The 26686-nt window shown below is 71.9% G+C and carries 22 protein-coding genes; 14 read left to right on the top strand and 8 right to left on the bottom strand.

Annotation, left to right across the window (positions count from 1 at the left end; genetic code table 11):
* Nucleotides 1-85 precede the first annotated feature (85 nt).
* From FHG89_RS22765 to FHG89_RS22745, 5 genes are all read left to right on the top strand, one after another.
* The gene (locus FHG89_RS22765) at nucleotides 86-1000 is read left to right on the top strand and encodes a fructosamine kinase family protein (protein WP_139586440.1); all 915 of its coding nucleotides are present in this window, start codon (nucleotides 86-88) and stop codon (nucleotides 998-1000) included.
* Entirely contained in the window at nucleotides 997-2010 is a 1014-nt protein-coding gene (gene moaA, locus FHG89_RS22760) for a GTP 3',8-cyclase MoaA (protein WP_139586439.1), read from the top strand. Before FHG89_RS22765 ends, moaA begins: the two co-directional genes overlap by 4 nt.
* A gap of 18 nt (nucleotides 2011-2028) precedes the next feature.
* Nucleotides 2029-2268 (top strand): MoaD/ThiS family protein, encoded by a 240-nt coding sequence (locus FHG89_RS22755; protein ID WP_139586460.1) that lies wholly within the window; start codon nucleotides 2029-2031, stop codon nucleotides 2266-2268.
* A 13-nt stretch (nucleotides 2269-2281) separates the two neighbouring features.
* On the top strand, nucleotides 2282-3526 hold the full coding sequence (locus FHG89_RS22750) for a metallophosphoesterase (protein ID WP_139586438.1): 1245 nt from the start codon (nucleotides 2282-2284) through the stop codon (nucleotides 3524-3526).
* A 61-nt stretch (nucleotides 3527-3587) separates the two neighbouring features.
* A complete protein-coding gene (locus tag FHG89_RS22745; protein ID WP_139586437.1) occupies nucleotides 3588-6770 on the top strand; it encodes a UvrD-helicase domain-containing protein in 3183 nt (1060 codons plus the stop codon).
* Between the two features lie 3 nt (nucleotides 6771-6773).
* On the opposite strand, the gene FHG89_RS22740 is transcribed toward FHG89_RS22745, so the two are convergent.
* Both FHG89_RS22740 and FHG89_RS22735 read right to left on the bottom strand, forming a co-directional pair.
* Nucleotides 6774-7403, bottom strand: a complete 630-nt coding sequence (locus FHG89_RS22740; RefSeq protein WP_139586436.1) for an A24 family peptidase — start codon at nucleotides 7401-7403, stop codon at nucleotides 6774-6776.
* A gap of 10 nt (nucleotides 7404-7413) precedes the next feature.
* Nucleotides 7414-8406: an EamA family transporter gene (locus FHG89_RS22735; RefSeq protein ID WP_208761066.1), complete on the bottom strand. Its 993-nt coding sequence runs from the start codon at nucleotides 8404-8406 to the stop codon at nucleotides 7414-7416.
* A gap of 316 nt (nucleotides 8407-8722) precedes the next feature.
* Here FHG89_RS22735 and FHG89_RS22730 point away from each other — a divergent pair, with 316 nt between their 5' ends.
* From FHG89_RS22730 to FHG89_RS22720, 3 genes are all read left to right on the top strand, one after another.
* Complete coding sequence (locus FHG89_RS22730; RefSeq protein ID WP_139586458.1) at nucleotides 8723-9247, top strand: LppU/SCO3897 family protein; 525 nt, start codon at nucleotides 8723-8725, stop codon at nucleotides 9245-9247.
* Nucleotides 9248-9630: 383 nt separating this feature from the next.
* A complete protein-coding gene (locus tag FHG89_RS34335) occupies nucleotides 9631-10086 on the top strand; it encodes an LppU/SCO3897 family protein (RefSeq protein WP_425280206.1) in 456 nt (151 codons plus the stop codon).
* A 135-nt stretch (nucleotides 10087-10221) separates the two neighbouring features.
* Nucleotides 10222-11463, top strand: coding sequence for an ATP-binding protein (locus FHG89_RS22720; RefSeq protein WP_139586435.1), 1242 nt, complete (start codon nucleotides 10222-10224; stop codon nucleotides 11461-11463).
* 9 nt (nucleotides 11464-11472) lie between these two features.
* Here the strand turns inward: FHG89_RS22720 and FHG89_RS22715 are convergent, their stop codons facing one another.
* Nucleotides 11473-12021: a GNAT family N-acetyltransferase gene (locus FHG89_RS22715; protein WP_139586456.1), complete on the bottom strand. Its 549-nt coding sequence runs from the start codon at nucleotides 12019-12021 to the stop codon at nucleotides 11473-11475.
* Between the two features lie 133 nt (nucleotides 12022-12154).
* On the opposite strand from FHG89_RS22715, the gene FHG89_RS22710 reads away from it, so the two are divergent.
* Both FHG89_RS22710 and FHG89_RS22705 read left to right on the top strand, forming a co-directional pair.
* Complete coding sequence (locus FHG89_RS22710) at nucleotides 12155-12703, top strand: DoxX family protein (protein WP_139586434.1); 549 nt, start codon at nucleotides 12155-12157, stop codon at nucleotides 12701-12703.
* A 215-nt stretch (nucleotides 12704-12918) separates the two neighbouring features.
* Nucleotides 12919-14364 (top strand): glycosyltransferase 87 family protein, encoded by a 1446-nt coding sequence (locus FHG89_RS22705; RefSeq protein ID WP_139586433.1) that lies wholly within the window; start codon nucleotides 12919-12921, stop codon nucleotides 14362-14364.
* A 4-nt stretch (nucleotides 14365-14368) separates the two neighbouring features.
* On the opposite strand, the gene FHG89_RS22700 is transcribed toward FHG89_RS22705, so the two are convergent.
* From FHG89_RS22700 to FHG89_RS22680, 5 genes are all read right to left on the bottom strand, one after another.
* A complete protein-coding gene (locus FHG89_RS22700; RefSeq protein ID WP_139586432.1) occupies nucleotides 14369-14797 on the bottom strand; it encodes a molybdenum cofactor biosynthesis protein MoaE in 429 nt (142 codons plus the stop codon).
* Nucleotides 14794-16050, bottom strand: coding sequence for a molybdopterin molybdotransferase MoeA (locus FHG89_RS22695; RefSeq protein ID WP_139586431.1), 1257 nt, complete (start codon nucleotides 16048-16050; stop codon nucleotides 14794-14796). The genes FHG89_RS22700 and FHG89_RS22695 overlap by 4 nt, the downstream gene beginning before the upstream one ends.
* Before the next feature lie 53 nt (nucleotides 16051-16103).
* Complete coding sequence (locus tag FHG89_RS22690) at nucleotides 16104-16574, bottom strand: MogA/MoaB family molybdenum cofactor biosynthesis protein (RefSeq protein WP_139586430.1); 471 nt, start codon at nucleotides 16572-16574, stop codon at nucleotides 16104-16106.
* Nucleotides 16571-17062 (bottom strand): cyclic pyranopterin monophosphate synthase MoaC, encoded by a 492-nt coding sequence (moaC, locus tag FHG89_RS22685; RefSeq protein ID WP_139586429.1) that lies wholly within the window; start codon nucleotides 17060-17062, stop codon nucleotides 16571-16573. Before moaC ends, FHG89_RS22690 begins: the two co-directional genes overlap by 4 nt.
* A 266-nt stretch (nucleotides 17063-17328) precedes the next feature.
* The gene (locus FHG89_RS22680) at nucleotides 17329-20397 is read right to left on the bottom strand and encodes an AfsR/SARP family transcriptional regulator (RefSeq protein WP_167517499.1); all 3069 of its coding nucleotides are present in this window, start codon (nucleotides 20395-20397) and stop codon (nucleotides 17329-17331) included.
* A 1421-nt stretch (nucleotides 20398-21818) separates the two neighbouring features.
* On the opposite strand from FHG89_RS22680, the gene FHG89_RS22675 reads away from it, so the two are divergent.
* The 4 genes from FHG89_RS22675 to FHG89_RS22660 all read left to right on the top strand — a co-directional run.
* Nucleotides 21819-24341, top strand: a complete 2523-nt coding sequence (locus tag FHG89_RS22675) for a putative bifunctional diguanylate cyclase/phosphodiesterase (protein WP_139586427.1) — start codon at nucleotides 21819-21821, stop codon at nucleotides 24339-24341.
* 68 nt (nucleotides 24342-24409) lie between these two features.
* Nucleotides 24410-25750: a glycosyltransferase 87 family protein gene (locus FHG89_RS22670; RefSeq protein WP_139586426.1), complete on the top strand. Its 1341-nt coding sequence runs from the start codon at nucleotides 24410-24412 to the stop codon at nucleotides 25748-25750.
* 41 nt (nucleotides 25751-25791) lie between these two features.
* The gene (locus FHG89_RS22665; RefSeq protein ID WP_139586425.1) at nucleotides 25792-26424 is read left to right on the top strand and encodes a phosphoribosyltransferase; all 633 of its coding nucleotides are present in this window, start codon (nucleotides 25792-25794) and stop codon (nucleotides 26422-26424) included.
* 19 nt (nucleotides 26425-26443) lie between these two features.
* Nucleotides 26444-26686, top strand: a 243-nt coding sequence (locus FHG89_RS22660; RefSeq protein WP_167517498.1) for a TFIIB-type zinc ribbon-containing protein, incomplete at its 3' end; no start/stop codon positions are given.

Below are 26686 nucleotides of genomic sequence, written 5' to 3'. Positions count from 1 at the left end.
TTACTGAGCGTATTTGTCCAGGTGAACGCATTCCGATGTGCTCACACGACACAGATGTGTCACGGGGAGCGGTTACCGTGCGCTGATGGACCTGGCGTACCTGCGCGCGCACCCGGCACACCTGCCGACGTTCCGTACCCACCAACGGATCCGGGAGACACCGGTCGCCGGTGGGGACATCTGCGCGGCGGCCCGGCTCACCCTCGACGACGGGCACTCCGTCTTCGCCAAGTCCTGGCCCGAACAGGCCGACCGGCCGGCGCCGGAGGGATTCTTCGAGACCGAGGCGGCCGGGTTGCGCTGGCTTCGGGAGGCGGGCGCGGTGGCCGTACCCGAGGTGCTCGTGGCGTTGCCCGACCTGCTGGCGCTCGACTGGGTGGAGCCCGGCGAGCCGACGAGGGAGGCGGCGGAGCGGTTCGGCCGCGAGCTGGCCGACCTGCACCGGGCCGGCGCCCCCGCCCTCGGCGCGCCCTGGCCCGGCTTCATCGGAGCGCTCCCGCAGGACAACACGGCCGACGACGGTCCCTGGTCGACCTGGTTCGCCGAACGACGACTCGCCCCTTACCTGCGCCACTCGGTCGACCGGGGCGCTCTGACAAACGAGGACGCCGCGCTCGTCGAGCAGGTGATGGGCCGGTTGGGCGAGTTCGGCGGCGACGAGCCGCCGGCACGCATCCACGGCGACCTGTGGCCGGGCAACGTGCTGTGGGGCGCGGACGACCGGGTCTGGCTCGTCGATCCGGCGGCGCACGGCGGGCACCGCGAGACCGATCTCGCCCAGCTGGCGCTCTTCGGCGGCCTCCCCCACCTGGACACGGTGCTGGCTGCCTACCGGGAGAGCTGGCCGCTGTCGGCCGGCTGGCGCGAACGGGTGCCGCTGCACCAACTCCACCTGCTGCTCGTGCACACCGCGCTGTTCGGCGGCGGCTGGCGCGATGCGGTCGTCGAGAATGCCCGCGCCGCCCCTGGCCGGGCCGGGCGCGCTACGGTCGACAGGTGAGCGTCGCCCCACGGACCGACGGCGTCCTCGTCGACCGGTACGGCCGCGTCGCCCGGGACCTGCGCGTGTCCTTGACCGACAAGTGCAATCTGCGCTGCACCTACTGCATGCCGGCCGAGGGGCTGCCCTGGCTGGCCGGCCCCGAGCTGCTCACCGACGCGGAGATCGTCCGGCTGGTCCGGTTGGCCGTCGAGCGGCTCGGCGTGACCGAGGTGCGGTTCACCGGGGGCGAGCCGCTGATCCGGGCCGGCCTGGTCGACATCGTGGCCTCGGTGGCCGCCGTCGAGCCCCGCCCCCGGATCTCCCTCACCACAAACGGCATCGGCCTGGACCGGCTCGCCCCGGCGCTGCGTACGGCCGGCCTGGACCGGGTGAACGTCTCCCTGGACACGCTCGATCCGGCCCGGTTCACCCAGCTCACCCGTCGTCCCCGGCTGGACGCGGTGCTCGCCGGGCTCGCCGGGGCCGCCGCTGCGGGCCTCGACCCCGTGAAGATCAATTCGGTGCTGATGCGCGGCGTGAACGAGGACGAGGCGCCGGCGCTGCTCCGCTTCGCCCTCGACCACGGCTACCAACTGCGGATCATCGAGCAGATGCCGCTGGACGCCCAGCACGGCTGGGACCGCGACACGATGGTCACGGCCGAGGAGATCCTGGCGTCCCTGCGTACCCGATTCGACCTCAGCCCCGATCCGACCGAACGCGGCGCGGCCCCGGCGGAGACCTGGCTGGTCGACGGCGGCCCGGCCCGCGTGGGCGTGATCGCAAGCGTCACCCGCCCGTTCTGCGGTGACTGCGACCGCACCCGGCTGACCGCCGACGGCCAGGTCCGCGCGTGCCTCTTCGCCACTGAGGAGTCCGACCTGCGGGCCGCGCTGCGCGGCGGCGCGGACGACGAGGAGCTGGCCCGACGCTGGCGCACCGCCATGTGGGGCAAACGCGCCGGGCACGGCATCGACGACCCCACCTTCCTCCAGCCGACCCGCCCGATGTCCGCGATCGGAGGCTGACCCGTGGACCCGACACCGATGACCGTCCGCTACTTCGCGGGCGCCCGCGCCGCCGTCGGGCGCTCCGAGGAGGTCGTGCCCGCCGGCCGGTCGCTCGACGACCTCACCGCCGACCTGGCCCGACGGCACGGCGACCGTCTCGCCGCCGTGCTGCGCGTCGCGAGTTTCCTCGTGGACGGCGTCAGCTGTCATGATCGTGCGACACCCCTGCCGGGCGGGGCCACGATCGACGTCCTGCCGCCGTTCGCGGGCGGCTGAGGGAGGCGCACAGATGTTGGCGGTTGTGGGGTTCGTGGCCGTCCTGGCGCTGGTCACCGGCCTCATCCACCTCTACCTGTGGAAGCGGCTCGTCCGGGACACCACCACGCCGGGCCGCTGGCGGCGGGCCGGCGGGGTCGCGGCGCTGGTGCTTGCGTTCCTCGTGCCGGTCACCCTGACCGGCACTCAGGCCGGCCTCTACTGGCTCGCCTGGCCGGGTTACCTGTGGCTCGCGCTGATGTTCTACCTGCTCGTCGCGCTCATCGTGCTGGAAGTGCCGATGCTGGTCACCCGGCTGGTGCTGCGCCGCCGCGTGGTGGCCGCCGAGCCCACCACCGCCGCACCCGAGCCGGTGCTTGTCGGTGCCGCCGGGCCGACCGAGCCGCCGGCCGCCGCGGCCACCGTGGCGCCCGACCACGACCCGTCCCGTCGGTTGCTGCTCGCCCGTGGGGCGGCCATCTTCGCCGGCCTCACCGCCGCCGGCGTCACGGGGTACGGGGTGCGCACCGCCCTCGGCCCGCCGCGACTGGACCGGGTACGGATCCCGCTCGCCAAGCTCCCGCGCAGCATGGATGGCCTGCGCATCGCCACCGTCTCCGACATCCACCTCGGCCCGCTGCGCGGCCGGGCGCACACCGAGCGGATCGTCGCCGCCATCAACCGGCTCGACGCCGATCTGGTGGCGGTCGTCGGTGACCTGGTCGACGGCTCGGTGGCCGAGCTGGGTTCGGCCGTCGCGCCGCTTCGTGGCCTGCGCTCCCGCTACGGCAGCTTCTTCGTCACCGGCAACCACGAGTACTACTCCGGCGTCGAGGAGTGGGTCCAGGAGGTCGACCGGCTCGGCCTGCGGGTCCTGCAGAACCGGCGGCAGGAGATCCAGGCCCGGGGCGGCGTACTCGACCTGGCCGGCGTGAACGACCTCACCGGCGCGGGCACCGGCCTCGCCGCCGGTCCGGACTTCGCCGCCGCCCTCGGTGACCGCGACCCGAGCCGTCCGGTGATCCTGCTCGCACACCAGCCCCTGGCGGCGGTGGAGGCGGCCACGTACGGCGTCGACCTGCAACTGTCCGGGCACACCCACGGCGGTCAGATGGTGCCGTTCAACCTGGCCGTGCGGTTGGAGCAGCCGGTGGTCAGCGGGCTCGGCGAGGTCGACGGCACCAAGGTCTACGTGACCAACGGCGCCGGTTTCTGGGGCCCTCCGGTGCGGGTCGGCGCGGAGCCGCAGATCAGTCTGGTCGAGTTGCGCTCGGCATAGCGGACGTCACGTCCGCGCGTGGCGGCGGGCGACCCGCGCGGCGGGCGTGACAGGATGCGGCGTGCCCCCGTTCAGCGCCGTACCCTCCGGTGGCCTTTCGCCATTCGTCGCGGACCTGCACATCCACTCGAAGTACTCGCGCGCGTGCAGCCGGGACCTCACTCTGCCGAACCTCGCCTGGTGGGCGCGGCGCAAGGGCATCGCCCTGCTCGGCACGGGGGACTTCACCCACCCCGCCTGGTACGACCACCTGGTCGAGACGCTGCGCCCGGCGGAGCCGGGGCTCTACCGGCTCGACCCGGAGGCGGAGCGGGACATCGCCCGCCGGCTGCCACCGCGGCTCGCCGGTACGACCGACACGGACGCGGTCCGGTTCATGCTGAGCGTGGAGATCTCCACCATCTACAAGCGGGACGACCGGACCCGCAAGGTGCACCACCTGATCTACCTGCCGGATCTGGAGGCGGTGGCCCGGTTCAACACCGCGCTGGGGCGGATCGGCAACCTCGGCTCCGACGGCCGACCGATCCTGGGCCTCGACTCGCGGGATCTGCTGGAGATCACCCTGGAGGCGAGCCCGGACGGCTATCTCGTCCCGGCGCACATCTGGACGCCGTGGTTCTCCGCGCTGGGCTCCAAGTCGGGCTTCGACGCGATCGCGGACTGCTACGCCGACCTGGCCGGGCACATCTTCGCGGTGGAGACGGGCCTCTCCTCCGACCCGGCGATGAACTGGCGCGTCGGCAGCCTGGACGGCTACCAACTGGTGTCCAACTCGGACGCGCACTCGCCGCCGGCGCTGGGCCGGGAGGCCACCGTGCTGACCGCCGAGCGGGACTTCTTCGCCGTCCGGGAGGCGCTGCGCACCGGCGACGGCCTGGCCGGCACGATCGAGTTCTTCCCGGAGGAGGGCAAGTACCACGCGGACGGGCACCGGCTCTGCGGGGTCAACTGGTCCCCGGAGCGGACCCGGGCCGCCGGGGGGCGCTGCCCCGAGTGCGGCAAGCCGCTCACCGTGGGCGTGCTCAGCCGGATCGAGGAGCTGGCCGACCGTCCGGAGGGGCACCGCCCGGCGCAGGCCCGCGAGGTCACCCACCTGGTGCCGCTGGCCGAGATCCTCGGCGAGATCAACAAGGTGGGCGCCCGCTCGAAGAAGGTCGAGGGGCGGTTCAACGAGCTGCTCGCCGCGCTCGGCCCCGAGCTGGAGATCCTGACCACGACGCCGCTGACCGACATCGCGCAGGTCGGTGGTGAGCTGCTCGCGGAGGGCATCGGCCGGCTGCGGCGCGGCGACGTGCGCCGGGTGCCCGGCTACGACGGCGAGTACGGAGTGATCACCCTGTTCGACCCGTCCGAGCTGGGTACGCAGGAGACGCTGTTCGACGTACCCGTGCCGGCGCAGCGGCGTCCCGCGGAGCCGGCGCCCCGGGCCGCGACCAAGCGCCCGGCGGCGCCCAGGGCGGAGCCGAAGCGCAAGGCCCCGACGCCGCCGCCCGCCCCGCCGATCGCGTCGCCGCCATCGCCACACGAACCCTTCGAGCCGATGCTCTCCGGCATGGAGGAGGTCGGCACGGGTCTGCTGGACCGGCTGGACGCGATGCAGCGGGTGGCCGCGTCCGCGCCCGGCGGGCCGCTGCTCATCGTGGCTGGTCCGGGCACCGGCAAGACGCGGACGCTCACCCACCGGATCGCGTACCTCTGCGCCGAGCTGAACGTCTTCCCCGAGCACTGCCTTGCCATCACGTTCACCCGCCGCGCGGCGGAGGAGCTGCGGCACCGCCTCGACAGTCTGCTCGGCCCGGTCGCCGAGGACGTCACCGTGGGCACGTTCCACGCGCTGGGGTTGACCATCCTGCGGGAGAACGCCGACGCGGTGGGCCTGCCGGTCGGTTTCCGGATCGCCGACGACCCCGAGCGGGCGGCGGCCCGGTCGGAGGCCGGCGACGACCTCGACGCCTACACGGCGCTGCTGCGCAAGCAGGACCTCGTCGACCTCGACGAGCTGGTGAGCCTGCCCGTGGAGCTGCTGCGGGCCGACCGGAAGCTGGTCGAGCGGTACCGGGACCGCTGGCGGTGGATCTTCGTCGACGAGTACCAGGACGTCGACGCGGTGCAGTACGAGCTGCTGCGGCTGCTCAGCCCCGCCGACGGCAACCTGTGCGCGATCGGTGACCCGGACCAGGCGATCTACTCGTTCCGGGGTGCCGACGTCGGCTACTTCCTGCGCTTCTCGCAGGACTTCACCGACGCCCGACTGGTCCGGCTCAACCGCAACTACCGCTCGTCGGCGCCGATCCTGGCCGCCGCCGTGCAGGCCATCGCCCCGTCCTCGCTGGTCCGGGGCCGGCGGCTGGACCCGGCCCGACTCGACCCGGAGGCGCCGCTGGTCGGCCGCTATCCGGCGGCGTCGGTCGCCGAGGAGGCCGACTTCGTGGTGCGTACGGTCGACGAGCTGGTCGGCGGGCTGTCCCACCGTTCACTGGACTCGGGCCGGATCGACGGCCGGGCCACCTCGCTGTCGTTCTCCGACATCGCCGTGCTGTACCGCACCGACGCGCAGGCCGCGCCGATCGTGGACGCCCTGGCCCGGGCCAACATCCCGGTGCAGAAGCGCTCGCACGACCGGCTGCGGGACCGGCCGGGGGTGGCGGCCATCGCGCGCGAGCTGCGGCACGCCGACGGGTTGTCCGGCTCGCTTGCCGCCCGGGTGCGGCTGGCCGGCCAGGTGGTCGCCGAGCGGTTCGCGGTGCCCACCCTGGACGGCGCCGGCGGGGCTGTCCGTCCCGAGGACGTCCGCTCGGCGGTGGATCTGCTGACCCCGTTGGCCCGTCGCTGCGGCGACGACCTGGAGGCCTTCCTGTCGCAGTTGGCCACCGGCGCGGAGGTGGACGCGCTCGACCCGCGCGCGGAGGCGGTCACCCTGCTCACCCTGCACGCCGCGAAGGGCCTGGAGTTCCCGGTGGTCTTCCTGGTCGGGGCCGAGGACGGGCTGCTGCCGCTGCGCTGGCCGGGCTCGACGCCGGACGAGGACGCGGTCGCCGAGGAGCGCCGGCTCTTCTTCGTCGGCCTGACCCGGGCCCAGGACCGCCTGTACGTCAGTCACGCCGCCCGCCGCACCCGGCACGGTGTGGAGCGCGAGTGCGACCCGTCGCCGTTCCTGAACACGATCGACCCGGGCCTGTTCGAACGGTTCGGCGAAACCGAGCCCCGCCGCCCCAGGGACCGCCAGCTCCGCCTCATCTGACCGTCAGGTCACGAGCACCGCGAGCCAGGTGCCGGTGAGCAGGGCTGGCCCCAGGGGGAGCATCGTTTTCCGGTCCACTCTCCTGGTGGCCAGCAGGGTGAGCACCAGGGCGCCGTGCAGCAGATGCGGCAGGAGCAGGCCGGTGAGCAGGGCGTCGCGGCCCAGCCAACCGAGCGGCAGGCCCAGGACGGCTGCGAGTTTCACGTCCCCGAAGCCCAGCCGCGACCCGGGGAGCAGAGCCAGCAGCACGTGCGCCGCCCCGGCGACAGTCGCGCCGGCCAGCGCACCGAGCAGCCGCGCCGCGTCGTTGGCCAGCACGGCCGCGCCGGTCAGGCCGGCGAGGGCCAGCACGCCCGCGGCGAGGACGAGCGGGTCGGGCAGCCGCAGGCAGACCAGGTCGACCCCGGCCAGCACCAGCCCCACCGCCGCCACCGCCAGGAACACCGGCAGCGCCGGATCGTCAGCCTGCGAAACGGCGAGCCCTCCGAAAACCACCGCCGCCACCACCGGACCGAGCCGGAACCACCGGCCGCGCCGGGCCGGCGGGCCGGTGAAACGCCAGGCCAACGGGGGTACGACAAGACCGACCAGCCCGCCGAGCACCACCACCCCGAGCAGCACAGCCGCCGACATGGGCCGGACGTTACCGGCGGTCTCCCACCGGCGCGGCCCCCGAACGCGTCTCCGCGCTGACCCGGCGCGGCCGTTCGGTGCTCACCACCACGGCCACCCCGGCCACGATCACCGCACCGCCGAGCAAAGTCTGGGCGGTGACCGGCTCGGCCACCAGCAGCGCGCCGAGCGCCATCGCGACCGCCGGATTGACGTAGGCGTACGTCGAGACCAGCGAGAGGGGCGCGTTGTGCAGCAGCCACACGTACGCGGTGAAGGCCACCAGCGAGCCGGCCACCATGAGGTACGCCAGCGCCAGCCAGGATCGGGTGCTGACCGAGGCGGGGTGGAAGTCGCGCAGTTCGCCCCGGCCGGCGGCGATGACGGCGAGCACCAGCGCGCCGGCCAGCATCTCGTACACCGTCGCGACGAACGGGTCGGCGGGCATCCGCAGACGTCCGGACAGGAATGATCCAACCGACCAGGACGCGGTCGCCGCGACCACGGTCAACGCTCCGACCAGCGGCACCACGCTCGTGCTGCCCGCCGGCAGCACGAGCAGGACCAGGCCGACGAAGCCCACGGTGACCCCGACGAACGTCCACGCCGGTGGCCGGTCCCCGGTGCCGGAGCGCAGCAGCACCACGAGCAGCGGCACGGTCGCCACCAGCAGCGCGGCGATGCCGGAGGGCACCGCCACCCCGGGCGGCCCGGACTCGGCGAGCACCACCAGGCCGTTGCCGCCGGCGAGCAGGAGCACCCCGACGAACGCGGCGGAGGCGAGCTGCCGACGGTCCACCCGCAGCGCGCCCGGCCCGCGACGCAGCCGTAGCACCACGGCGAGCACCAGACCCGCGGCGGCGAACCGCATGGCCGCCGACGTCAACGCGGGCAGCGTCTCCACGGCGATCCGGATGGCCAGGTAGGTGGAGCCCCAGAGGACGTAGACCACGATCAACGCGGTCCAGATCAGGGTCGGTGCGGCGCCGGGGCGGCCTGCGGCACTCGTCGGAGATGAGCTCATCGGTGGACCACGCTACGGTGACGTCGGAGCCCGCGTCCCGCTTTGGTGGCCGGCCTCACCACTCGTGCAGGAGGGCGGCATGACGAACTACGGACCACCGGGTGGCGGCGTGCCAGGAGCATGGCGTGGGCAGCGACCCGACGAGACGCCCGGTCGCCCGGTGCAGCAGCCCTACCCGCCGGTGCAGCAGCCGTACCCGCCGGTGGCCCAGCCCTATCCGCCGGCGCAGCAACCCGGCCGACCCGGTCAGTACGGTGACGGCTCCTACGGTGGGGCGCCCACCTACGGCGGCGAGTCCTACCGGCCGGCCGAGCCGGTGACGCCGTACGGCGGGCAGCCGTACCGGCCCGACGACCCTCCGTACGGCGGGGATCCCGAACCGCCCCCGGGTCGCTCGGGCCGCTTGCCGCTGCTCGCGGTGCTTGTCGTCCTGCTGCTGCTCGTGGCCGGTGGCGGCGCCTACTGGTTCTTCAGCAATCGGGACGACCCCGCACCGGTTGCCGCGCCGACCGCCTCGGCTCCGGCCGTGGACGCCGCACCGAGTGTGGACGCGACCGAGCCGGCACCGAGCGCGGCGGCACCGGAGTCGTCGGCCGACCCGAGGTTCGCCAAGGTCGGCCAGTGTGTCCGCAACGACGGCGCGGCCGGTGGCAAGCCCAAGCTGCTGATCAGCGAATGCGCACCGAAGTCGTACCAGGTGCTGAGCCGGATCGACGGCGCGACAAGTGGCGAGCGTGACGCCGAAGCCAAGTGCGCCAAGGTCGAGGGCTACACCAACTGGTACTTCTTCGACAGCGAACTGGACACCCTCGACTTCGTCCTCTGCCTCAAGCAGCGCTGAGCCCACCCACCCCTGGGGATGACATGACGACCTACGGCCCACCGGGCTCCGGACAGCCGGACGACCCGTACCAGCGCCCGCCGACCGGCTCCGACGGCCCGCCGCCGGTCGACCCGACCGTGCCGCAGTGGGACCAGTCCCCGCAGTGGGGTCCGCCACCGCCCGGCGACGATCCGACCAGGCAGCAGTGGGGTCCCCCGCCGGCCGGCGGGGAGCCGCCGACGGCGCCCCTGTGGGGGCCGCCGCCAACGTCGGGACCGGGTTACCCGCCGCCCACGTCGGGACCGGGTTACCCACCGCCGCCCGGTCCGTTTCCGCCGGCCGGGCCGACGCCGGGAGCGGCGCCCGGTCCGTGGGGTCCGCCGATCCCCGGTGGGTACGGAATGCCGCCCGGCCCACCGGCGAAGAGGTCCGGAGGGAAGATCGCCCTGATCATCGGCCTCGTGGTGGTGCTCCTGCTGTGCCCGTGTCTGGGTCTGGCGGGGTGGGCGATCTGGAGGGCGGCCGACACGGGCGACGACGCGGCGTCCGCCCCGCCGACGAGGACGACCGCTCCGATCGTCCCGCCCGCGCTGCCCAGCGCCGCCCCGAGCCCGAGTGAGGACGACGACCAGGACGAGTTCGCCAAGGGTGACTGCGTGGTGAACGACGGCACCGAGGACGACGCTGAGCTGCGCAAGGTGTCCTGCGCCCCGGGCACGTACCAGGTTCTGCTGCGGATTCCGGCGACCACCGACGGGGACCGGTGCGAGACGCTCGCGCCGCAGGCCACCGCGAACTACGTGCACGACAACTCGATCGACCTGTTCGACTACGTGCTCTGCCTGAAGAAGCGGTAACCGGTAGACAAGACTAGGGCTGTCTAGCGTGGACGCTAGACAGCCCTAGTTTGTTGTCGACGATTCCCGACACGCCGGTAGCTCCATCTATCCATGTCTAGGCCCCCAGCTAGATGGCCCGATACTCTGCGATGCGTGGATCCGGTCCGCAACCCGTACGCACCGGGCGCCGGTCAGCGCCCGCCCGAACTCGCCGGGCGGGGGCGGGAGCTGGACGTCTTCGACATCGTGCTGGAGCGCATCGCCCGGGGCCGACCCGAGCGCAGCCTGATGCTCACCGGGCTACGCGGCGTCGGCAAGACAGTCCTGCTGAACACCCTCCGTTCGCAGGCGATCAACCGGCTCTGGGGCAGCGGCAAGATCGAGGCTCGTCCGGACCAGTCGCTGCGCCGCCCGGTCGCCGCCGCGCTGCACATGGCGGTCCGGGAGCTGGCTCCCCGCCACCGGGCGCCGGACCGGATCGACGCCTTCCTCGGCGTCCTCAAGGCATTCGCCCAGCGGTCCACCCCGACCGGTCGGGCCGGCGCGTCCACCAAGCTCCGGGACCGGTGGCAGCCCGGTATCGACGTGCCCGCCGCCAGCGGCCGGGCCGACTCCGGCGACATCGAGATCGACCTGGTCGAGCTGCTCAGCGACGCCGCCGCCGTGGCCAGCGACGTGGGCACCGGCATCGCCATCTTCATCGACGAGATGCAGGACCTCGGCTCGGAGGACGTGTCGGCGCTCTGCGCCGCCTGCCACGAGCTGTCCCAGCTCGGCGCGCCACTCATCGTCGTCGGTGCCGGCCTGCCGCACCTGCCGGCCGTGCTCAGCGCCGCCAAGTCGTACTCCGAACGGCTGTTCCGCTACCAGCGCATCGACCGGCTCGACCGGATCGCCGCCGACCAGGCGCTCTGCGCGCCGGCCGACCGGGAGGACGTCGAGTACGAGCAGAAGGCGCTCGACCTGCTCTACGAGAAATCCGGCGGCTACCCGTACTTCGTCCAGGCGTACGGGAAGGCGACCTGGGACCACGCGCCCCGCTCACCGATCACCGCCGCCGACGTGCGGGTCGCCGCGCCGGAGGCGGAGGCCGAGCTGGCGGTCGGCTTCTTCGGCTCCCGGTTCGAGCGGGCCACCCCGGCCGAACGCGAATACATGCGGGCGATGGCCACATTGTCCCTGGTCGAGGGCGAGTCCGGCGGCGTGGTGCGCGACGACATGGACGCCGCGGTGCCGACGGCGGAGATCGCCCGAGCCCTCGGCCGCAAGCCCGCGAGTCTCTCGCCGGCCCGGGACGCCCTGATCAAGAAGGGGCTGATCTACTCCGGCGAACGCGGCACTGTGGCGTTCACCGTTCCGCACTTCGGCAGGTACCTGCGCACCCAGCCGGCCTGACCGGCCCGGTCAGACCCGGGACCAGGGGGCCGGAAAGACCACCTCGCCGCGGGGCGGCGCCCCCTCCTCGCTGGTGGACGGCGGCAGCACCAGCGCCTGCCAGGGCTCACCGAGGCCGGCCCACGGGCTGGTCAAACCCAGGTCGCCGGCCGGTCCGAAGCCGAACCGGCGGTAGAAGGCCGGATCGCCGAGGACCACCACGAGACGCTCACCCAGCTCGGTGGCGGCGTCCAGAGCGGCCTGTACGACTGCCGTCCCGTGCCCGACGCGCTGCCGGTGCGGGGCCACCGCCACCGGGCCGAACGCCAACGCCGGCGCGGCGACTCCCCGGTCCGGTCGGACTCGGACGCGGCTCAGCAGCGCGTACCCGACCACCTCGCCGCCGTACTCGGCGACCATGGCCAGCTCCGGCAGCCAGGCGTCGGTGCCGCGCAGCTCGTCGACCAGGACCACCTCCGGCGGCGTCGTCACGTCGGGGCGGGCGAAGGCGGCGGCCAGCACCCTACGTACCGGCCCGGAGTCGGCCGGGTCCTCGGGGCGTAGCCGCAGCGTGGTCACCCGCGCGACGTTACCCGCCACGGCTCGTCCATCAGCGATGGTCGCTCGAATCGGCGTGGCGACGTGCACGCTCACCGATTCGGATCCGGCGGTTGCCGGGGTAGGAAACGCCGCGACGGGGTATGACTGATCCATGAAGCCTGTACGCTCCCTCGCTCGCGCCATGCTGAGCGGCATCTTCGTGGTCAGCGGATACCGCAACTTCCGCGCGCCGCAGCGGCTGGCCCAGAAGGCCGCGCCGGTGACCGACCGGGCCGCGCCGCTGCTGCGGAGGGTGCACCCCAACTTCCCCACCGAGACCGAGCAGCTGATCCGGCTCAACTCGGCGGTGCAGCTCGGCGCCGGGCTGATGCTCGCCACCGGGCGGCTCACCCGGCCGGCCGCCCTGGTCCTCGCCGGCACGATCGTGCCGACGACCATCGCCGGGCATCCCTTCTGGAACAAGGAAGACGATGCGGCCACCCGCGATACGAACAAGATCCACTTCCTGAAGAACATGGGGCTTCTCGGCGGGCTGCTGCTCGCCGCCGCCGACACCGAGGGCAAGCCGGGTCTGCGTTGGCGTACCGGCCACCGCATCGGCCACTCTCGACGTTCCGTGAAGCGTGCCGTCCGGACGGCCCGGCGGGAGGCGCGGATCGCCGTCCGATCCGCCGCAACCGCTCGACGCATCCCGGGCTGACCTGCGTCGATCCTCCCCCTCGCCGCCGCCACCCCCCGATAAGGCCGCGAATTACCTGAACCACCCGGTAGGCGTTAACGCGGTGGAAATGTCAAAAACATGTGTGGGATCGGACACGGTCGCATAACGTGGGAGGCACTGACGTGAGGTGCCGTTCTAGGCTCCGTGCAGGACCTGGACGGGTAGGACGACCTTGGTACGGGGGTGGCCACGCCATGCCGACGGCTGTCGGTAGACGGGCGGACCGCCTCGCCCCAATCCAACGCGTGACGCGCAGGATCGATCGCAGGAAAGTCGTACGTGGCGCCATCGTGGCTGCCGTCGCCTATGCCGCATGGCTCGCCATCGGCACCTTCGGGCGTCCGTACAACTTCTTCGATATGAAGATCTACCACGGCGCGGTGGTGTGGTGGGCGAGCGGTCACGAGCTCTACGAGTTCATCGCGCCCGGCACCACGCTCGGTTTCACCTACCCTCCGTTCGCCGGGCTGGTGATGCTGCCGATGGCGCAGCTGCCGATCGAGGCCGCCGGCATGGTCAACGCCCTCGCGAGCATCGCCGCGCTGGCCCTGGTGCTGGCCGGGCTCCTGCGGCCCATCGTGGACCGGCTGGCCTGGCCACTGTGGTTCACCGTGGCCCTGGCAGTGCCGCTCGCGGTCGCCATCGAACCGGGCCGGGAGACCCTCGGCTACGGCCAGGTCAACATCCTGCTGTTCGCGTTGATCATGGCCGATCTGATCGGGCTGCGCTGGCGTTCCCGCCGGGGCACCCACTACGCCGCGACGGACGGCCCCCTGCTGCGCTTCGTCTACGGCGGCGCCTGGGCGGGCGCCGGCATCGGTCTCGCCACCGCCGTCAAGCTCACCCCGGCGCTGTTCATCGCGTACCTGCTGATCACCCGCCAGTGGCGGGTGGCGGCCACCGCCATCGGCACCACGATCGGCGTGACCCTGGGTACGTTCGCGATCGTCGGCGACGAGTCGCGGACGTACTTCGGCAGCGTGCTCTGGCAGACCGAGCGGGTCGGCGCGGCGGACATGACGCCGAACCAGTCGCTCGCCGGCCTGCTGGCCCGGCTGTACGACTCGATCGAGACCCCGGGGCTGCTGTGGTTCTCCTTCTCGGTGCTGATCCTGGCGCTCGGCCTGTCCCGGGCGGCCAGTTCCCGCGCCGACGGTGACGAGCTGACCGCGTTCACGCTGGTCGGGCTGACCGCCAACGTGATCAGTCCGATCTCCTGGACGCACCACCTGGTCTGGGTCATCCCCGCGATCATTGTCCTGGCCGACGCGGCCGTACGCCGCCGCGAGGCGAGCCGGGGGGTGACGCAGCGCGCCGGCCAGGGCCCGGCGTTCGGCGGGTTCCCCGGGCTCAACGGGCTCCGCCCGCCGATCTGGTATCCCACGTTGACCGGGCTCCGGCACGGTGTCGCCGCGATCGGGCTCTACCTGCTCTTCCTGATCTCGCCGATCTGGCCGTACGAGCACCAGCTGCCCGAGATGTCGCATTACCAGGACGGCCTGTTCGGCGCACTGATGGAGAACTCGCTCGCGCTGGCGCTGATCGTGCTGGTCGCCGCGTTGCCCTGGCGGCCGGGCGCCGAGCCGGCGTTCTACGGCGATCGGCTCGCCCGGGCCGTGACGGTCAACGGCCGCCGCTGAACGATCAGGGGCAGTTGACCCATTCCTCAGTGCCGTCGGCGAAGACCTGCCGCTTCCAGATCGGCAGCCGGGCCTTGGCCTCGTCGACGAGCCGGGCGCACGCGGCGAAGGCCGCCGCGCGGTGCGCGGTGCTCACCGCGGCGACCAGCGCCACGTCACCGATGGCCAGCGGCCCGACGCGGTGCGACACCGCCACCGCGTAGACGTCGGGGTCGGCCGCGATCTCGGCGGCCACCTCCCGTAGCACCTGCACGGCACTCGGGTGCCCTTCGTACTCCAGACTCACCACGGGTCGGCCGTGGTCGTGGTCGCGGACCACGCCCTGGAAGGAGACAACCGCGCCGGCCCTGCGGTCAGCGACGGCCGCCTCGTGCGCGGCGAGGTCGAGCGGCTGGTCGGTGACCTCGCCGAAGGTGATGGCCGGCGCGGTCACGACGCACGCTCCCCGGGCAGCAGCGGCAACGGCACGATCGGCACCCGGTCGCCCGCGGCGGCGCTGGTGCCCGGCCGGATCACGGCGAACCCGTCCGCGCCGGCCAGTCCACGGAGCATCGCCGAGCCGACGTGCCGCACCGGGAACGCGGTGCCGGTCAGCCGGTCCACACGGACCAACGCCAGGTGGGTGTGGTCACCGCGACCGGGCACCGCCTCGGCCAGTGTGACCTGCGGCAGCATCGGCATCGGGCGGCCCTGGAGGCCGGCGAGCAGCGGGGCGACAAGCGACACCAACGCGACGATCGCGGACTGCGGATTACCCGGCAGCCCGGCCACGAACCGGACCCGCCCGTCGTCACCGACCAGGCGGGCCAGCAGCATCGGGAAGCCCGGCCGGACGGCCACCGTGTTGACCACGTAGTCGGCGCCGAGCGCCTGCAACGTCGGGTGCAGGTGGTCGACCGGGCCGTTCATCGTGCCGCCGGTGGTGCAGACCAGATCAGCGCTGGCCAGGGCGGCGCGCAGGGCCGCCACGTGCGCGGGCAGCGTGTCGGCCACCGGGCCGACCACGTCCGCCGCCCGCACCTGGCAACCGTACCGGCGAAGCCACCCCGGCACCGCCGGGCCCAACGCGTCCCGAACCCGACCGGCTGCGGGCGGCCCGGCCGTGAGCAGCTCGTCGCCGAACACCAGCAGCGCGGCACGCGGCGCCCGCCGGACCCGCAGCGTGTCGTGCCCGCAGGAAGCCGCCAGGCCGATCACCGCCGGGTCGACAGGCGTGCCGGCGGGCAACAGCTCCTCATCGGCGTACGCCTCCTCGCCCGGCTGCCGCCACTCCGGTGTCGACCGGGGAGTGCCGCGCACCAGGCCGTCGGCGACCGTCGACTCCTCCACGCGCAGCACCGCCGTGGCGCCCTCGGGCACCATCGCGCCGGTCGCGATCTCGACGGTCGTGTCGTCCTCGGTGAGCGGCGCCGGGGTGTTGCCGGCCAGCACCCGACCGACGACGCGCCACGGGCCGGCGCCGCGCACCGCCCAGCCGTCCACGCTCGAGGTGGGGAAGGCGGGCAGGTCGGTGCGGGTGGTCAACGGCTCTGCCAGGGTCGACCCGTCGGTGTCGGCCAGCGGTCGGGCGACCACGGGGAGCGCGGCGGCCAGGCCGACCGCGTACACCCGGGATCGCGCCTCCTCCCAGCCGGCCGGCGGGGGAGCGGCGACCCGGTCCGTGGGTGGTGCCGTTTCCGTACTCACCGGCCGAGCCTATCGGGACGCGCCGACACCCGTCGGTGCCTGGCAGGGACCGGTCAGTGGTCGCCGCCGCGAAGCTGGTCGACGGTGTGCCCGAGGATCGGGCCGAGCACGGCCAGCCCGTCGCGCGCGCCGCCGGTGGAACCCGGCAGGTTGACCACAAGCATCCGGCCGGCCACCCCGGCCAGCCCTCGGGACAGCACCGAGGTGGGCACCCGCTCCCGGCTGTGGGCGCGGATGGCCTCGGCGATGCCGGGGATCTCGTAGTCGAGCAAACCCCGGGTCACGTCGGGCGTCCGGTCCGACGGGGTGACGCCGGTGCCGCCGCTGGTCAGCACCACGTCGACGCCGTCGTCGACGGCCGCCCGCAGGGCCACGCCGACCGGTTCGCCGTCGGGCACCACCACCGGCTCGTCGACCTCGCAGCCCAGCTCACGCAGCCCAGCCACGAGCAGCGGCCCGCTGGTGTCGGCGTAGACACCGGCCGAGGCCCGGTTGGAAGCGACGATGACCCGGGCGCGGATCACGACCGGTCCTCCGGTCGAACCCACTCGCCGGTCTTGCCGCCCTCCTTGCGCAGCACCCGGACCGCCTCCACGGAGGCCGCGGGATCGACCGCCTTGACCATGTCGATCAGAGCGAGACCGGCGACGGCGACGGCGGTGAGCGCCTCCATCTCGACGCCCGTCCGGTCGGCCGTGCGCGCGGTGGCCGTGATCTCGACGGTGTCGGCGGTCAGCAGCAGGTCGACGGTGACGCCGTGCAGGGCGATCGGGTGGCAGAGCGGAATCAGATCGGGGGTGCGCTTGGCGCCCATGATCCCGGCCAGCCGACCGACCGCCAGCGCGTCGCCCTTGGGCAACCCGTCGCGGTGCAGCAGGTCGATGACCTCGGGCGTCGTGCGCAGGCGGCCACCGGCGACGGCCATCCGGCCACTCACCGGCTTGGCGGAGACGTCGACCATGCGGGCCGCGCCGGCGCGGTCGACGTGGCTGAGCTGGGCGGGTTCGGTCACGGGCGTGAGCCTATCGGGACGGTACGACGTCCATCTGGTCGGAAAGGAGCGGTGCCCGACCGCCGACCGCGCCGGGTGCTGCGGCGCAGGGACTCAGGCACCGCTCCTTCCTCACCACCCGCAGTCGAAGTCGCTGGGGGGACCTGGCCGCGGGCGCGTGTCGGCGACCCGGTTCTGCCCACGGGCAGAACCTCCCCCGTTCGCCGCTACGCCGCAGAAGCTACCGGGGGCGGCGATAAGAAATCGATAAGCGACGTACCGGCAGGTCAGTTGGCGTTCACCGCGGTGGCGCCCAGCTCGGCGAGGCGACGCTCGACCTCGAAGCGCTCCGGCACACCCATCCGCCGGAAGATCGCCAGCGCGCGCTCCCAGTGCCGGCGCGCCTCCGCCCGGTCGGTGCGGGCGAAGTGCTCGGCCAGGCCGGCAAGCGCACGGCCCTGCTCGTACGGGTTGGAGATTCGCCCCGCGAGCTGAAGCCCTTGACGGAGAACATCCGATCCTGCGGCCAGATCCCCCATCGCCAGCAGCGTCATGCCCAGATCGTTGAGTGCGGCGCACTGCGCATGCCGCTCGCCCGAGTCGTTGGCCAACTCGAAAGCAGTCTCGTGCTGCCGTCTGGCCAGATCCAGTTGCTCCAATCCTCGATAGGCCACACCAAGGGTGTTCCGCGCCTCAGCCTCGCCGTACCGGTGCCCGGTACGACGAAACAGCGCCAGCGAGGAACCCAACAGGATCACAGCTCGCCTGAACTGTCCGATCCGGACGCGTACCGCCGCGAGATGGCTCAGGGCGTTCGCCAGGTGGTAGTAGTCCTGCTTCAGCCGAGCCTGGAAGAGGTGTTGCCGGTGAACCTTCATGGCCTCGTCCCAGCGACCCAGCGAGGCCAACGCGAGACCCAGATTCGGCAGCGCCAGTGGTACGCGGTTGTCGTAGAGTCGGCGCTCGGCCAGGCTCTGCCGCCCCAGAGCCACAGCCTCCTCGAGATTGCCGCTCAGCCAGTTGACGACGCTCAGATTCGAGCGAAGCTTGGCCAACTGCCGCCAATCGTCCGTTTCCTGAAACAGTGCGATCGCCGCGTGGAGATGGGTGGATGCCAACCGGTGGGAGCCGGTCTTCACCAAGGCCGAGGCGAGGTAGTTGTGCATCGCACCGATCGCCCGTTGGTGACGGAGGATCTTCGCCGAGGCAAGCCCCAGCCCATGGGTGTACAGGATGTCGTCGAAGTAGCCGCGCACGTAAAAGAAGCGCCAGAGAACCCGGGACAGCTTCCATACGTGGTGGTGGAGCCCGTGCGTGGCCCCGAGACCCACCAGCATCGCCAGGTTCACGCGCTCCCGCTCGAGCCATTCGACCCCACCGATGGCGTCGGGACCGGTCAGATCGGGACGCGAAGGCAGGCCCGGGTCGACCTCTCCACGGACATCGACTGCCCGATGTAATTCCATGGCAGCCTCCAGGGAGGCATGGAGCGCGAAGTCCAGGAACCGCCGCACAGCCATCCTGGTGGCTTCGGAGCCGTCGGCCGCCAGAAGCTGCGAGCGGGAGTACTGACGTAAGAGGTTGTGTAGCCGGTACCGACCTCCTTCGGTCTCCTCGACCAGGTGCCGATCGACCAGATCATCGAGCAGTCTGACGGCACTGGTGCGAGGTAGATCGAGCAGAGCTGCGACCATCTCGGCGCTGTACTGACCGGCGTGGATGCTCAACAGACGAAAGGCACGCTTGGCAGGCTCCGGGATCGGGTCGTACGACGCGGCGAAGGCCCGCGCGAGGGTCCGGTCGCCTACGTGCAGCTGGTTGACCGACGGTGGCTCGGCGGCCAGCAACGTGGCTAGTTCCGTGACCCTTCGTGTCGGGCGATGCGCGAGGCGGGAACCGGCGAGCCGAATCGCCAGTGGGAGGTACCCGCACCGACGGACGACCTCAGCGGCCGCCTCCGGCTCCGACGCGATCCTCTCGACGCCACCACTCTGCGACAACAGCGCCAGCCCTTCCGCGAGAGTCATCAGGGGCAGCGACTCAGGCGGGCCAACGTCCAGGTCAGTCAATCGCCGACGGGAGGTCACGAGGAGGACAGCGCCCGGCGCGGTTGGCAACAGGGGGAGGATCTGGGTGCTGTCGGCGGCGTTGTCGAGGACGACGACGGCTCTTCTGGCTACCAGTTCCCGACGCCACAACTCGACGCGATGATCTAGCTCGGCCGGGATGCGGCCACCGGGAACACCCAACTGGCGGAGCAGGGTGAAGAGCGCCGTGAACGGCTCGATGGGTTCTTCGTCCCCCTGCCCTCGCAGGTCGATGAAGAGTTGCGCGTCGCGGTACTTCGGAGCGAGCTTGCGTGCCACGTGGAGAACGAGTGTCGTTTTTCCACTGCCCGCCATCCCATCAACCACAAGTACCGCCGACGCGCGGTCCTCCACTCGTCTGACTCGTCCGAGCAGGCGACTGACGCATTCCTCCCGCCCGACGAACTCGACGACGGTTCTGGGAAGCCAATCGGCAGTGGTCCCCTCAACCCACGACCCCGCGCCGGGCTCGAACGGCGAACGGGCGTCATCGTGGCTTGGCACGCCGGTTCCGGTTGGCCTTCGTACCCGACCCAATTCGGCCTCGTACAGCGCGTGGATCTCCGCCCCAGGCTCAACTCCGAGCTGATCATGCAACAGGCGGCGTATCTCGTGATACGCGTCGACCAGTCCGGCTGTGTCGCCGTTCTGCTGGAGAGCTCGCATCAGCAGTAATCGAGCCGATTCACGCAACGGATTCTCGGCGATCAGCCGCCGCAGTAATGGCACCCCCCGCTGTGCGCGGCCGCTCTGTAACTGAAGATCGACGAGGAGTTCAACCGCAAGAGCCCGCTCCTCTTCTATCGCCAGACGCTGAGTCGCCAGCACGGGGCCGAGCGTCATCCCTGCGAGCGGTGCCCCCCGCCACTCCGACATCGCTCGTTCCAGAAGCACTTCAGCTCGGTCCATTTCGCCTGCGGCAACGAGCGTTCGAGAATGCTGATGATCTGCCACGAAACGGAAAGAGTCGATCTTCTCGGCCGGCAGCTCCAATCGATAGCCGCCCGCCTGTCGTACGAGTACACCACGGCCCCCGTCAGTGGCGTCCAACGTACGGCGCAGGCTGGCGGCGTAGGTGCGAATATTGGGCAATGCGGACCGCGGGGGGTTGTCACACCACAACTCATCGATCAGCTCGTCGAGGGTGACAAGCCGACCTGGATGAAGCGCGAACATGGCCAGCACCATGCGCTGCTTCGGGGTCCCCAATCCCTGACGCTCTCCGGAGACGAGCAGCGAAAGGCCACCTAGTACCTGAATCTCCACCATCCCTCGGCTCCCCAGCCTTGAGGGCGATCTCATCCGGCCCACCATAACCACCAACAGGTTCTGCGAGTGGACCGTCAACCGCTCCAACGCAAGCGAGGTGCGACGATCCAGTACCCACACTGATGGTTACGGCCCAGGCCATCGATCACTCGGCGACATCCTGCAACAGCGGCGTCGAGCAAGCTCGCGGCGCCGGAGGGACGCCGGGTCTTCAATGTGCGCGGGCATCCGGGTGCCGGTTACCCCGAGCTGCCGCAGCAGCGCGGCTGGTGCGGCCGTCGGCGACACCAGCTCGTGCCCGTGCCCATGACCACGGAGAGACGTCCCCTCGAATCGTGCGGTGTCCGGCAGCATCCTGACCACGAGTCCTTCGCGTCCAACGTGTTGCCCGGTCGTGCGGGGCAGCCGCTGCGCGACAGGACAGGGCGGTCTGCTCGCTCGGCGGTCTGCGGCTCTGATGCCGTCTCACCAGGGCGCGTACCAACCCGGGCCGCGGGGCGACCGCCGGCCAGCGGGCCCGCAATGCTCCGATGCACAGGTTCCAACTCCGCGCCAGGTTGAGCCGAGTTGCCCACGTAGGGCGGGCCCGCGGAGCGGTTGAAGGGCGAGAAGCTGCCTGAGCAGCGGGATCGCCAACGCAGGGTGCCCCATGCGGGGAAGTCACTCAGCGGCCAACTCCGATGCGGCACGGTCACCAGATCCCGCTTCCCGGTACCAACTCTAAATCGGCGTGCTGAGTCGGCGGGTCTCGCCGACACCGACTGATTCGAACATATGTCGGAGATTGGCCGCGTAGCTTTGCGCGTTGGGCACGGCTTGCTGTTCCGGGATGCAACAACCCATCAGCAAGTCGCACTCGAGGCCGCCGATCTCCTGCAGACCTCGGAGTCCAGAATCAGCCGGTGTTCGCATGATCACTCTGAGAGGATTAGCGTTGTCATGGAATGCGGGCGCGCCTGTTCGCGACGACGATCGGACGGACGGTAATCGAGCGCTGCGCAGATTCATCCAACCGGGGTCCGCCCCGAACCCGAACACTGGATGAGGTCGACGGCCCCGCTCGACACACTGAGGAGGAACCGCTGCGCAAGTCAGCGTTCACGTTCCCATGTCGGTTGGCAACATGGGGCTTGCATCATCGAACAGTTCGACCCCGCTCCGCTTAGATGGCATGGACACAACGTCACAAAACCCTCTAGCTTGGCTAATGTTGCGCATACCGACATTTATTACTGCTAAGCACATCGATTTCGCCTTAAGCTCTCGTCACCAAGACCGACCGGGATACGTCAAGCCCGATTCGGGGGACGAGAGTGGAGGGGGCGTGCAATGCGCGGCAGCGACTGGCACTGACATCCAAGTGAGACACAGCGGTAAGCTCCTGTCGTCAGCATGTAACTGTCGGCGACGACAGGAGCTTCATGAGTCGGGTTGCATCCGAGACCACGTCGAGGACAGATCGGCGACTTCTACTGCTCGTCGGCCTCGTTGTACTGCTGGCCGGTGGGCCGACCTTCGTTGCCCTCACCGACGCCCTGGCCCATCCACCCGACTCGATGGGCGACGGGGCGACCCTCCTTGCGCTGACGTTCATGACGGCGGTCGGGACGATCGTCAAGTCGCCGATCCGCATCCGCTCGACCACGCATGCCATCACCTGGATCGAGGCGGCGATCGTGCTCGGGCTCGCAGTGGCCCCGCCATCGTGGGTGCTGCTGGCGACCGGAGCCGGCGTCGCCGTCGCCTCGACGATCATGAAGCTTCCTCCGATCAAGACCGCCTTCGGCGTCAGCAAGAACATCCTAGTTGCCGCCGGAGCTGGAGCCACCGCGCTGGCGGTCCACTGGCACTGGCCACCGGTGGGGCCGGTGGAACTCGTCGCCTTGCTGGCAGTGATCTACCTGGTGGCAGCTCTGCTGGACGACCTGCTGGCAATCCCGGTGATCGCACTCGCGACCGGCAACCGGATCTCACGTCAATTCTCGAACAACCTTGACCTCCGGCTCGCCGGCTTCGGTGTGCGTTTCGTCGTGGCCCTCTGCACGCTGTTCATCCTCTGGGCGGACCCCCGCCTGCTGCTCGCCGTCCCGCCCCTCGTCCTGAGCCTGCACCTGGCCTACTCCGCGCGCATCCGGGGCCGCACCGAACAGCAGGCGTGGCAACGACTCGCCCGCACCACCGACGCGCTCAACGTGGTCGACCTGGACGAGGTCCTCACCACCGCCGTCACCCAGGCCGCCGAGTTGTTCTCCGCCGACGAGGTCGAGATCGAGCTGCGCGACGGCGGCCGCACCGTACGCGGTGGCACGGGCGGCATCTCCTTCGACGGCCCGACCGGCACACCCACCGAGGTGAACGCCACAGTCATCCCGGCACCTCTGGAGGGCCACGACCGCTCCGTCGACGTCGGCGTGCTGCGACTGCGTTTCCGTGGGCCGGTACAGCTCTCCGAACGGGAGCAGTACACGCTGCGCACCTTCGCCTCCGCGCTCTGCACCGCCGTCCGCAACGCCCAGGCGTACGCCGAACTGGCCCGGGTTGCCGACGAGCACGCGTACGCCGCCACGCATGACGCGCTCACCGACCTGGCGAACCGGCGGCACCTGCTCGACCAGGGCACCGAGCAGTTGAGCGCGCGGCACGCCGACGGCGTCACCGCGCTGGTGTTGATCGACCTGAACCACTTCAAGGAGGTCAACGACACCCTCGGGCACGCCGCCGGTGACCAGGTGCTGGTGCAGGTCGCCGACCGGTTGAGCAGGGCCGCCCAGTCCAGTGATCTCGTGGCGCGCCTCGGCGGCGACGAGTTCGCCGTACTCCTGCGTGGGCTGCCGGCCCCGGCGGTGGCCGCGCACCGCGCGGAGACGCTGCTCGCCGCGCTGCACGAGCCGTTCGAGCTGGACGGCATGCGGATCAGCGTCGAGGCCAGCGGCGGAATCTCCGTCGCCCCGACCAGCGGCGGCATGCCCGAACTGCTGCGCCGCGCCGACGTCGCGATGTACCAGGCGAAGCGCGCCGGGCTGCGGATCTCCACGTACGCCCCGGCGCGGGACACCGCCGACCTGGGCCGCCTCACCCTCGGCGGTGACCTGCCGCGGGCGGTCGAGGACCACGAGTTCGTCGTCAACTTCCAGCCGATCGTCGACCTGGGCACCGGCGAGGTGACAAGCGCCGAGGCCCTGGCCCGCTGGCACCACCCCATCCACGGCATGATCGACCCGCTGCGTTTCCTGGAGGCGGTGGAGCGCTCCGGGCTGCTGCCGGCGTTCGCCGAGGCGATCCTCGACCAGGCGCTGACCGCGGCGGGCAGTTGGCGCGACGCCGGCTTCGACGTACCGGTCGCGGTAAACGTGTCGCCGCGCAGCCTCCTCGACGCGCGTTTCCCAGGTTCGGTGCTGGCCCGCCTGCGCGCCCACGACCTTCCACCGGACCGACTGGTGCTGGAGTTGACCGAGACGCTGACGCTCAGCCAGCTCGACGTGGTCGACCAGGTGCTGAGCCGGCTCCGCGAGGAGGGCGTACGGCTGGCGTTGGACGACTTCGGCACCGGTTACTCCTCCCTCTCCCTGCTCTCCCGGATCCCCGTGCACGAACTCAAGATCGACCGCAGCTTCGTCACGACGATGGAGAGTTCGGCCGAGGCCGCCGCCGTCATCCGTTCCACCCTCGACCTGGGCCGCAGCCTCGACCTGGACGTGGTCGCCGAGGGGGTGGAGAGCGAGCCGCAGCGCCGCGCCCTCTGGGAGTTGGGCTGCGTGGCCGGCCAGGGGCACCTGTTCGCGCGACCGATGCCGGCCGGCACCCTCCTGGCGGCCCTGCAACGCGGCTCGGGCGGCCGACCGGGTGCTCTGGCCGCTCCGCTGCACGACGCCGGGGCGGTGATCCGGCTGAACCAGAACCGCCGCCAGGCCGGCCGCAACCGACTCCCGCACCTCCCCGCCTGACCGGGCGACGGTCTGCGGGAGTGACGCCGTCCAGTGCGGGCGCTGCCTGGTCTGCCAAACTGTCGCCCGTGACCGCCGACGACCCGACCACCCGCCGCTGGCACTGGCGGGCATTCGACACCGCCGCCGGCGGGCTCGCCCTCGACCTCGGCCTCTACGCCGTCTCGGCCCTCTTCGCCGCGATCACCGCGGTCACGTCGACGCTGCTGCCGCACCGCGCCTGGGGGGCGGTCGCCGCCGTCGGTTACCTGGTCGCGGCGCTGGCGGTGGTCGTCCAACTCCTGCTACGCCGGCGTACCCCCACCTCCCGGCTCGCCGGTCTCCCCGCCCGGTGGACCGTCACGGCCCTCACCTGGGCGAGCACCGCGCTGCTGCCGGTCATCTGGCAGAGCGTCGAACGCACCGCCGGACGCACCGACCGGGCCCAGGAGGAGGTGCTGGTCGTTGAGCACGCGGGCGCCCGCCTGCTGGAGCACGGCACCCCGTACCTCGGCCCCGACGCCATCGCCGCCCTCCCGCCCGGCGAACAACTGCTCGGCTACACCCCGTACCAGCCGGGCATGGCCCTGTTCGGCCTGCCCAGAGCCCTGACCGACAGCTGGTGGACCGACTCCCGGGTCTGGTTCGCGGTGGGTACCGCGCTGGCGCTCGCCCTCGCCGTGGCCGCCCTGCGCCGCGCACCGGCCACCACCGCCGGCCCGGCCGCCCCGCAGCCCCATCGGGACGCCGCGCTGCTCCGCGCCGTCCAGGCCGCCACCGTCCTGCCGATCTGCGCCCTCACCCTCGCCACCGGCGGCGACGACCTCCCCGTACTCGCGCTCTGCCTGCTGGCCCTCGCGTTCGCCGCCGCCGACCGGCCCGGCCTGGCCGGCATCGCGGTCGGCCTGGCCGGCGCGCTCAAGCTGTTCGCCTGGCCGGTCGCCCTCGTCCTGATCGTCTGGGGCCTGACCCGGCGGGCCGGCGCGCGGGTCGCCGCCGGCGCGATCGGACTGCCCGTCGCCGCGCTGGTCCCGGCCCTGCTGGTCGACCGCGACGCACTTGTCGAGAACGTCCTGCGCTTCCCCCTCGGCCACGGCCTGGTGACCAGCCCGGCGCAGTCCCCCTTCCCCGGCTACCTGATCGCCTCGGCGCTGCCCGCCGGCCGGATCATCGCCGCCGCCCTGCTGGTCGCGGCCGGCGTGGCCATCGCCGTCCGGCTCGCCCGCCGACCGCCCCGCACGGCCGTCACCACCGCGCTGATCTGCGGGTACGGGCTACTCGCCGCCATCGCCCTGATGCCCTCGACCCGGTTCGGCTACCTGCTGTACCCGCTGGCCCTGCTCACCTGGGCACCCGCCCTGCACCGCCCCACCGGCGAGTCGAACATCCCCGCGCTCGACGAGCTGTCCGGTCGGGCCACTTCGGCGTAACTGCCCGGCGCGATCCCACCTCAGGGCGTAGACCTGAAGGCATGAACACGTACCGCGACCGCGCCGAGGCGGGCCAGGTGCTCGCCGAGCGACTCACCGCACTCATCGGCGAACCCGACGTCGTCGTCCTCGGCCTCGTCCGCGGCGGCGTACCTGTCGCCCGCGTCGTCGCCGAACGACTCGGCGCCCCCCTCGACGTACTCGTGGTCCGCAAGCTCGGCATGCCGTGGGCCCGCGAGGTCGCCTTCGGCGCACTCGGTCCGGGCGGCGTGCAGGTCCTCAACGACGCGGTGGCCAGCCGACTCAGCGGCGACGACATCGCCGAGGTCAGACACCGCGAACAGACCGAGTTGGAGCGCCGGGAACGCCTCTACCGCGCCGGGCGGCCCCCGCTGGCCCTCGCGGGGCGGATCGCGGTCATCGTCGACGACGGCCTGGCCACCGGGGCGACCGCCCGCGCCGCCGTCGAGGTCGTCCGCCAACTCGGCGCCCGCCGCGTGGTGGTCGCCGTCCCGGTCGGCGCCCAGGAGGCGTACGAGCTGCTCGCCGCCGAGGCCGACCAGGTCGTCTGCGCCCAACGCCCCACCGACTTCGGTGCGGTGAGCGTCTACTACGAGGACTTCCACGAGGTGTCCGACGAGGAAGTCACCGAGGCGCTCACAGCAACCGCATAGCTGGACCAGGTACCGTCGGGTGATGAGTCTCACCTGTCCCAAGTGCCACGGAGAAATGCGGCAGTACGAGCGCAGCGGTGTCGTCATCGACCAGTGCGGGGAGTGCCGGGGCATCTTCCTGGACCGCGGCGAGCTGGAGAAGCTGTTCGAGGCGGAGGCCAACTGGAGCCGTCAGCAGGCTGGCGGCCCGCCCCCGGCACCGATGCAGCAGCCCGGCGGCTACCCGCCCGGCCAGCACCAGCCCGGCTACGGCGCTGTCCCC

Origin of the sequence: Micromonospora orduensis (assembly GCF_006228125.1) — a bacterium.
Lineage (GTDB): Bacteria > Actinomycetota > Actinomycetes > Mycobacteriales > Micromonosporaceae > Micromonospora > Micromonospora orduensis.
Note: the sequence above shows the minus strand (reverse complement) of the source record. Positions and strands in the feature narration are given on the sequence as shown.

Excerpts from the sequence above, each read along its gene's own strand:
- FHG89_RS22765 (WP_139586440.1), top strand. The coding sequence starts at position 86 with ATGGACCTGGCGTACCTGCGCGCGCACCCGGCACACCTGCCGACGTTC.
- FHG89_RS22755 (WP_139586460.1), top strand. The coding sequence starts at position 2,029 with ATGACCGTCCGCTACTTCGCGGGCGCCCGCGCCGCCGTCGGGCGCTCC.
- FHG89_RS22750 (WP_139586438.1), top strand. The coding sequence starts at position 2,282 with ATGTTGGCGGTTGTGGGGTTCGTGGCCGTCCTGGCGCTGGTCACCGGC.
- FHG89_RS22740 (WP_139586436.1), bottom strand. The coding sequence starts at position 7,403 with ATGTCGGCGGCTGTGCTGCTCGGGGTGGTGGTGCTCGGCGGGCTGGTC.
- FHG89_RS22735 (WP_208761066.1), bottom strand. The coding sequence starts at position 8,406 with ATGAGCTCATCTCCGACGAGTGCCGCAGGCCGCCCCGGCGCCGCACCG.
- FHG89_RS34335 (WP_425280206.1), top strand. The coding sequence starts at position 9,631 with ATGCCGCCCGGCCCACCGGCGAAGAGGTCCGGAGGGAAGATCGCCCTG.
- FHG89_RS22710 (WP_139586434.1), top strand. The coding sequence starts at position 12,155 with ATGAAGCCTGTACGCTCCCTCGCTCGCGCCATGCTGAGCGGCATCTTC.
- FHG89_RS22705 (WP_139586433.1), top strand. The coding sequence starts at position 12,919 with ATGCCGACGGCTGTCGGTAGACGGGCGGACCGCCTCGCCCCAATCCAA.
- FHG89_RS22680 (WP_167517499.1), bottom strand. The coding sequence starts at position 20,397 with ATGGTGGAGATTCAGGTACTAGGTGGCCTTTCGCTGCTCGTCTCCGGA.
- FHG89_RS22675 (WP_139586427.1), top strand. The coding sequence starts at position 21,819 with ATGAGTCGGGTTGCATCCGAGACCACGTCGAGGACAGATCGGCGACTT.
- FHG89_RS22665 (WP_139586425.1), top strand. The coding sequence starts at position 25,792 with ATGAACACGTACCGCGACCGCGCCGAGGCGGGCCAGGTGCTCGCCGAG.